Below are 8,150 nucleotides of genomic sequence, written 5' to 3'. Positions count from 1 at the left end.
TTTCATTTTCAAAAGTGGCTTTTCGGATACAAAAACTGCGTTTCGTTTACAAATATTCACTTGTCGGTTACAAACATGGCTTTTCGTCTTACAAAGTGGCATCTCACCTTTCAATTAAGCCAGAAAATTGACACTTACACTCAAATTCGGTATAATAATATGCAAACGTAAAATAAAGTTTTACGATAGGATTTCAGAGTAGTGTGTCTGTAAATCGAAAGGAGTAGGAAATGTCTACTGTCAGTTATAAGAAACTATGGAAACTCCTAATTGATAAAGATATGAAGAGGAAAGACCTACGAGAAGCTACAGGAATCAGTACCGCCTCGATGGCAAAATTATCAAAGAATGAGAATCTAACGACCGATGTTCTTTTGAGAATATGCGATGCTCTCAAGTGCGACATTTCAGACATAATGGAAGTTTCGTTAGATGATGAAGATCAATCCGACAACGAAGAATATGAAAAGGTGTAATCAATAATGGGAAAAAAAAGAACGCTAAACACGTTTCGAGATAAATTTATCTGTGGTGACTGCGAGGCTATTCTAAAGACTATGCCAGATTCGTGTATAGACCTTGTACTCACCTCACCTCCATATGCGGACAAGCGAGATTACGGTGATGTTGATGGAACGATTTCTCCAGACGAATATGTTGACTGGTTCATTGCAAAGGCAAAGGAAATCTATCGCGTCCTTAAGGATGATGGCAGCTTCATTCTGAATATCAGCGATAAGGTTGTAGATAACTATCAGCATTTATATGTATTCGAGCTTTTGCTTAAATTGTGTAAGGATATTGGCTTTCACCTTGTACGAGATTATATATGGTACAATCCTGCAACTCCTCCAAATGTGTACTCAAGAGGTGGCTATGGTCGAACGAAGAAATCGCATGAGTACTGTTTTTGGTTAGCAAAAGGCGATTCATGGGAATTTAATATGGACTCAATTAGAAAACCATATAGTAAAGATATGCAAAAATATCTTAAGGGAAAGGGCAAGGGAGACAGAAACCAAAATACTCGTCCAAGCACACATAACTTTGATTGCGAGAAGACTTGGACCGATAATGGCGGCTCCGATCCCGGAACAGTAATTGAAATTGCAAATACGAGTAGCAATGACTATTTCATGAAGCTATGCAAAGAACATGGTATAGGGCATCCAGCAAGGTTCCCCGAAAAACTCGCGGAATTCTTTATCCTTTCTGGAAGCACTGAGGGAGATGTTGTGCTTGATCCTTTTTCCGGCTCTGGCACTACTGCCGCCGTTGCGCAGAGACTCAATCGCGTCTGGATTGGAATTGATGCTAATGCGGACTATTGTCGACTTGCTACTCTGCGATTGGAATATGAAAAAAACTTACACAAAGAGGACAAGTGCGATGATACAGGAGATTAATAAAAACAGATACAGCGTCCGTCAAATGGATGGTGCTGAAGGAATGCTTCTGTTGCCTGATAAGTCAATAAAACTAATTTATGGTTCTCCTCCATATCCTAATGCTGAACGCGAGTATGGAGTGTGGCGTTCGTCTGAATACATAGATAAGATGACCCCGTTTCTCAATGCTGCTTGCAGGAAACTGTGTGACGATGGCTTTATAGTTATTAATGTCAAAGCGAACAGAGAAAAGTCGACAGTAAAAGTTGCATCTAAGCGGTCTTTAGTTATAGAAAAGCTTGCAATAGCGATGGAAGAAACATGGGGACTTTATTGTGTTGACATTGAAATTTGGATAAAAGAGAATCCTGCACCGACTGGGCTTCGTGTAGCTTGTCAAGATGCATATGAGCAGAATCTATGGTTTTCAAAATCTCCAAAATGGACCATTAATCTCGATGCGATTCGTAGACCATATGAATCGCATAGCGTTCAAACATACGAATCCTATGAATACAAACCTCGATCAAACGGAAACACATATGTTCGTAAAAACAAAATGATAGCTCCCAATCCGCTTGGAGCATTACCTAAAAACATTATAAGCGGGGGAGTTTCGGCTCGTATAGATGACCATCCCGCTACACAGCCATTGTATCTGCCCAAAAAGTATATAAAAGCCACAACAGAAGAAAATGACTTGGTCGTGGATCCTTGGATGGGAAGCGGAACAACGGGATATGCAGCGCTTTCTCTCGGACGGCATTTTGCTGGATTTGATGTTGTGGAGGAATATGTAGCTCAGGCGAATTCTCGACTTCACGCTATTGCTGGAGGAAAAGATTATGGCAAAGGGCAAGAGACTCAGTAAAAAAGAATTGAACACCATTTTTATTGAAGGACTTGGTGGTCATGTCGTTTGGCATAGCGATACATCATACTCTCCTCTTCTTGTGGATTTGCAACCAAGGAATCTGCGTTTACGTGTATATCTGTGGAACTGCACAAATCCACCTGGTGGTCGTGCATTAGATGAATATAAAATACAAGTAATCCTTCCCGGTCAACAACGAGGCGAACGTGGGCAACTTGACTACTCCGATGGGCGTTTGCCCATTATAGGCGCATTAGTACGAGACGGTGAAGATATATCTTTTACATTTTGGGATGCAGATAAACATAGCGATTTTGCATACAGTGGCAATATGCAGGTTAAAGCAGATGTGATTGTTAAATCTCTTTATACAAAGGTATCTGAAACGGTTAGACATAATAATGAAAGGATCGTCTGCGCCCGTCCACAGTATCTGTATGATGCTATAATTCGCCGCATGGATATCATGCACGAAGAATTGCTCGGAGGTAAATGATGGGACTTAAAGAACAAACCTACCTAACTTCTTATAATAAGGCAGAGCATGACATAGCAGATATGTTTTATCTTCCATGCATGAGATACTCCAGCCTTTATGACAGAATCTCCGGGTATTTTGGAAGCACTATTTACATTATTGCATGGGACGCGCTACGGGAATTCATTGAAAACAGCGGAAAAATGCGCTTGATATGTTCACCGTATGTGTCTGATGAAGATGCATCTGCATTGGCTAAAGGCTATTCTGCAAAAAACGATGAACTACTTGCTGAGTCGCTTGCAAAAGAAGTGCAAGATTTATTTGATGACCCATTTTTAACTGCTCCCGCAAAGCTCCTGGCATATATGATTTCAAAAGGAATTATAGATGTGAAAATTGCTGTTCCTACAGGCAACGAATCTCCAAACGCAAGGAGGCTATTTCACGATAAAGTTGGGATTTTTACGGATTCCGAAGGTAATAAAGTGGGCTTCCGTGGCTCCATGAACGAAACATACAAAGGGCTGTCCTCAGACGGAAACATGGAGTCTATTGATGTGTTTCCCAATTGGATTGATAGTCGCGATGCAGAACGTGTTGATGATGCATCAGCTTTTTTTGAAAAACTATGGTCAGGATCTGTTCCGGGAATTATTGTCTACCGGTTCCCAAACGCGTCCAAGGAAATATTACGGACTAAAGCAGAAGGAGTAAAATGGTACGAATTACTGGACGAAATTCATGTGGAAGAAAGCAAGGCCCAAAAATGGAAACCCAGTAAACATGCCGGAAGCCGCATTCCTCGCCCACATCAAGTAAATGCGCTTGAAACATGGGTAAAAAATAATCGCCGCGGCATTTTAGAACACGCCACAGGAAGCGGAAAAACCTTCACCGCTATGTGTGCAATTCATGATGCTTTCAAGAGAAATGAAGTTGTGCTGGTCTTAGTTCCATCCAGGGACCTCTTAAAACAGTGGGATCGGGAATTAAGAGAAACCTTGATCGAAGATCAAATATTCTATCTCCTTTGTGGCGATAACAACAACGAGTGGAAAAAACCCGGCACTTTGGCATCTTGGTCGAGTGATGGCGGATCTACCCACCGTATTATCCTCGCAACTATGGACACAGCATGCTCAGAGGATTTTGTAAAAAGCGTGTCACAAGGTGCGCATCTTTTTGTCGTAGCTGATGAAGTTCACCGGTTGGGAAGCCCTAGGAGACGCAACGCATTGAATATCAACGCGGGTGCGAGATTAGGCTTGTCTGCCACACCACGCAGATATGGAGACCCCGAAGGCACGGCGGCACTCTTTGAGTATTTTGGTGGCCTCGTGCCGCCGCCATATACGCTGAATGATGCAATTAAAAGTGGCGTTTTGACAAAATATTTTTATAAACCATTAACCATAACTCTTACACTAAAGGAACAGGAAGAATGGAACGATGTAACAAAGCAGATAAGCCAGCTGATGGCTCGTATGAAAGCCAATGGCAATGCTGACACAAGTATTTCTTCCAACACACGGCTGAAACAGCTGTTGATTAATAGAGCGCGTATTGTAAAAAACGCATCTGGCAAGGTTCCTCTGGCCATTAATCTTCTCCTTAGAGAATATGTGAGAGGACAGAGTTGGATAATATATTGCGACAATATCACACAGCTAAAGGCTGTATTGAACAGTGCGATTGATGCTGGTTTTGATGCATTTGAGTACTATGCAGATATGGAAGGTGATCGTGACGAAACACTCCGATATTTCGCAAAAAACGGTGGTGTCTTGGTTTCGATTAAATGCTTAGATGAAGGTGTTGATATTCCTTCAACAACACACGCCTTGATCCTTGCTTCTTCACAAAATCCAAGAGAATTCATTCAGCGCAGAGGAAGAATTCTCAGAAATTCGCGTGGTAAACTCTTTGCCCATCTATATGATGCGATTACAGTTCCAATTGTCGAATCTGAAGAAACGCCTAAGTCCATGTCAATTATTATCGGTGAATTATCAAGAGCGATTCAATTTGGTATAGGCGCAGAAAACCCAGCCTGTGTTACTGATTTGAAGAATATAGCCATTGATTACCAGATTGATTATAACAGTTTACAGAACACCGGAATGGAGGAGGATGACATTGACTAACATCGAAATCAACGAGCTGATTTCCGTATTAGAAAAAATCAGAGATGAGCAACATCCCGAAATACCCATGTCTTTGATTCAGGAAATCATAAATGCGGAGTTTTCGTCTCAAGACGACAGGACAAAAGCAAGGCACAACACTCAGAAAGTCATAGATGACTTTCTGAAAACGGTAACAATTTAACAAGGAGGGCTGTTTGTTATGTTGAAGTTTACAAGTATGACCATAAATAATTTTGGCCCTTATGAAGGTGAGCAGACGATTGACTTCGGAGATGGTGATGGTGTTACTCTTATTTGGGGAGACAACGGACATGGTAAAACCACGCTCTTAAACCTCTTCCGTTATGCTCTGTTCGGGCGATTCCAGTACCGACATGAAACAGTAGACGATATTCTGAAATTGGTGAACAGAGAAGGGATGAAAGCGGGCAAATACGACTTTAAAGTCGTTCTGAAAATGCTCTACGATGGCAAGAGATATGAACTCACCCGCCAATACAGCGTCCGCTCCGGTATAACGATTCCTACAAAGAACGATGACTATGTCCAGGATGTTTTTCTTAAAGTTGACGGGCATTTCCCTCCTAACAAGGAACATGAGATTGCGATGATAATGCCAGAGGAAGTATCCCGCTTCTTCCTGTTTGATGGCGAATTGCTGCAGGAATACGAAGAGCTTGTAAAGGATGAAACCTCTGTCGGCGAAAAAATCAAGAAATCCATTGAGTCCATTTTGGGAGTCCCTATTCTGACAAGTGCCACAAACGATACCTCTTTTGTACTTGGCGAATACCGTAAGGAGCAGACAAAAGCAGCTCAGGCAAATAAGCAGACAGAAAAGTATGCTGCACAGATTGAATCAGAAACGGCAAAGAAGGACGAGCAAACAAAAGAACTGGAACGGCTTCAAGCGGCATATGATGAGGCACAGAATCTTAGAGCAAAACTTGAGGACGAAGGAAAACAGAACGAGCATCTCAGGAGTTTAATCCAGAACATGGAACACCTGGAGAGTGATATTGCTGCAAAAGAGGCTACACGTGACGGCCTTTTACAGTCAATTGTCGTTGCAACAAAAGATGTCTGGAGATATGTGATTGGTAAGCGAACGGCAGAAATCTTGTCTCAGGTTAAATCAGAACTGTCCGTACTCCAGCAAAAGCACAATACCCACGAGTCGGCTACCCGGCTTATGACTTACATTCAACACATCGTAGAGACGCATCATTGTGAATGCTGCGATCAGGATGTAGATGAAGCTCATGTAACTGCCCTAAAAAAGCGTCTTGATGAAGAGCCTGGAGAATTCGGAGGACTTTCTTCTGAAGAAATCGAACGCATGAAGATTCTTCAAATCCGTCAGGCATCTTTGGAAAGTATGCAGAGCGCAACAAATGCCCAGGTTCTCAAGGTTTACGAGAATCAGTTGGCTGACCTTTTAGTACAAATTGATGACGCAAAAGGCCAACTCAAGGATTTGCGAGATGAAATTAGCCGCTACGGAAATGTTAGTGACCTTACTTCTGCCACAAAAGAGAATGCACAGAATTTGGTTAAGTGCTATTCCAAGATTGAAAACCTCAAGGAAGGCATTCAGGCAACTAAAGATAAAATAAAAGAGGCGGACATCGCTTTAGCAAGCCTTGAAGAAAAAGTGCGCAAAGCTGGCACTTCTGATGCGGATTTGAATCTTGCAGTAAAAAAGGTCGAAATCTGTGCATCACTCCATCAGTTGTTTAACGATGGTATCGCCGCATATCGTGACAAGTTGAAAACGGAAGTCGAACGTGATGCCACAGAGCTTTTCTGTAATATTAGTAGCGACTCTGATTATACAGCATTGAAGATCAACGATAATTATGGTCTCTCCATACAGCATCGCTCTGGTGAAATTATTCCGTTCCGTTCTGCTGGATTTGAGCATATTGTGGCTTTATCTTTGATTGGTGCTTTACACAAGAACGCTCCCCTAAGCGGACCCATTATTATGGATTCGCCATTCGGACGTCTTGACCCAACCCATAAGAAGAACATAACAAAGGCTCTTCCGTTAATGTCCGATCAGATTATTCTTTTGGCGTACACGGACGAGATTGACGGTCAAACTGCAAGGCAGGTCTTGGGAAGCACACTCAAGAAAGAGTATCGCCTGAGAAAGTATGGCTCTTTCCGCACAACAATAGAACTGCAATAATTGGAGGTGATAGATATGAACGATATAACTAACTTCCGCTTGTCAAAAGCCGCTAACGATGTGGCAGATAGGTTGGTTGCAACAGGAAAATTCGATCACGGAACATCTGCCGCAAAATTTGCTTTTGCATACGCAGTTAAAAATTACTATGGTATATTTGACCCAGCCACATATGCTGTCTCCGATAGCAATGGTAGCAATTATAGTGTTGGCTCTTTTGATGATCTTGCACCTTATGTGAAAGTATTATACCCAGATACAGACACCCCTTATATTTACGTCAGGGCATTGATTGTTTTTGGGCTAATCGAAATTGGCAAGATTATAGAAGCTGGTGGTATGCCGAAAATCTATTCTCTCTGTGAGTAAAAGAGGCATTTAACGCCTTTGAATTTGTACACCCTTATCTTGTCGACTAAATTTACTCATTTTAGTATATGCGTAAATTAAAACAGTTCTTCGACTTCGTCCTCCTCAACTTTCTCCGTACCCCAAATAATCCAATTTCTTTTATTGTCTGGTGTGTTTGAATTATATAACACACCTTGTACTTCAAATGAGATGCTTGTGCCAGCGATTACATTGTATGCTTGAACCTGTTTAGCGTTCTGATTCACCAATTCTAACAGACTTTTTTTGTAATTGATTTTTACTCTTAAATACTTCCTTTTCTTTTGTGCCATCTGTAAGATAGGTGACAATATTGACAGCGTCACAACTAATCCACTCAACTTCATAACCCCATCCTACAGCTGAGTTCAACCTGTATTCTGTCAATTCTCCATCAATAGAGACCGCCGGCTCTGAATTTAAGTTGCACTGTAAATAACTTTTAAGTTCCTCAAATGTGGTACGTGATCGAAGTTTGCAAGTCCTACCTTTGTTACTGTTGAAAAAGTCAAAGGCACTTCTTTTGCTAAATTCAAATGTTATCCTGCCTGACAGCTGTAAACGTCAATATAAAAGATACCAAAAACGCGCATATTTTGGATACCACTTTGGAACCTATTTTTCAAGACCATTCAGTATGGTTTTCCGGTTTTCTATGCGCCAGCTTGGTCCTTCC

9 protein-coding genes are annotated in these 8,150 nt (G+C 41.5%); 8 read left to right on the top strand and 1 reads right to left on the bottom strand.

What is annotated here, in order from left to right; translation table 11 throughout:
* Positions 1-230: 230 nt before the first annotated feature.
* From NC238_01330 to NC238_01295, 8 genes are read left to right on the top strand one after another with little or no spacing between them, the layout of a single operon-like run.
* Positions 231-476 carry a helix-turn-helix transcriptional regulator gene (locus NC238_01330; protein MCM1564597.1) on the top strand — a complete coding sequence of 82 codons (246 nt, stop codon included), beginning with the start codon at positions 231-233 and terminating at the stop codon, positions 474-476.
* A 6-nt stretch (positions 477-482) separates the two neighbouring features.
* Positions 483-1,406, top strand: a complete 924-nt coding sequence (locus tag NC238_01325) for a site-specific DNA-methyltransferase (protein MCM1564596.1) — start codon at positions 483-485, stop codon at positions 1,404-1,406.
* Entirely contained in the window at positions 1,390-2,259 is an 870-nt protein-coding gene (locus NC238_01320) for a site-specific DNA-methyltransferase (protein MCM1564595.1), read from the top strand. The genes NC238_01325 and NC238_01320 overlap by 17 nt, the downstream gene beginning before the upstream one ends.
* Positions 2,234-2,758, top strand: a complete 525-nt coding sequence (locus tag NC238_01315) for a hypothetical protein (protein MCM1564594.1) — start codon at positions 2,234-2,236, stop codon at positions 2,756-2,758. The genes NC238_01320 and NC238_01315 overlap by 26 nt, the downstream gene beginning before the upstream one ends.
* A complete protein-coding gene (locus tag NC238_01310) occupies positions 2,758-4,887 on the top strand; it encodes a DEAD/DEAH box helicase family protein (protein ID MCM1564593.1) in 2,130 nt (709 codons plus the stop codon). Before NC238_01315 ends, NC238_01310 begins: the two co-directional genes overlap by 1 nt.
* Entirely contained in the window at positions 4,880-5,071 is a 192-nt protein-coding gene (locus tag NC238_01305; protein ID MCM1564592.1) for a hypothetical protein, read from the top strand. Before NC238_01310 ends, NC238_01305 begins: the two co-directional genes overlap by 8 nt.
* An 18-nt stretch (positions 5,072-5,089) precedes the next feature.
* The gene (locus NC238_01300; GenBank protein MCM1564591.1) at positions 5,090-7,084 is read left to right on the top strand and encodes an AAA family ATPase; all 1,995 of its coding nucleotides are present in this window, start codon (positions 5,090-5,092) and stop codon (positions 7,082-7,084) included.
* Positions 7,085-7,099: 15 nt separating this feature from the next.
* Positions 7,100-7,453 carry a hypothetical protein gene (locus tag NC238_01295; GenBank protein MCM1564590.1) on the top strand — a complete coding sequence of 118 codons (354 nt, stop codon included), beginning with the start codon at positions 7,100-7,102 and terminating at the stop codon, positions 7,451-7,453.
* Between the two features lie 77 nt (positions 7,454-7,530).
* Here NC238_01295 and NC238_01290 read toward each other — a convergent pair whose 3' ends face one another.
* On the bottom strand, positions 7,531-7,815 hold the full coding sequence (locus NC238_01290; GenBank protein ID MCM1564589.1) for a hypothetical protein: 285 nt from the start codon (positions 7,813-7,815) through the stop codon (positions 7,531-7,533).
* Positions 7,816-8,150 lie beyond the last annotated feature (335 nt).

This window comes from Dehalobacter sp. (genome assembly GCA_023667845.1).
Classification (GTDB): Bacteria; Bacillota; Desulfitobacteriia; order Desulfitobacteriales; family Syntrophobotulaceae; genus Dehalobacter.
The sequence above is the reverse complement of the archived record's forward strand: the minus strand, read 5'-3'. Positions and strand labels throughout refer to the sequence as shown.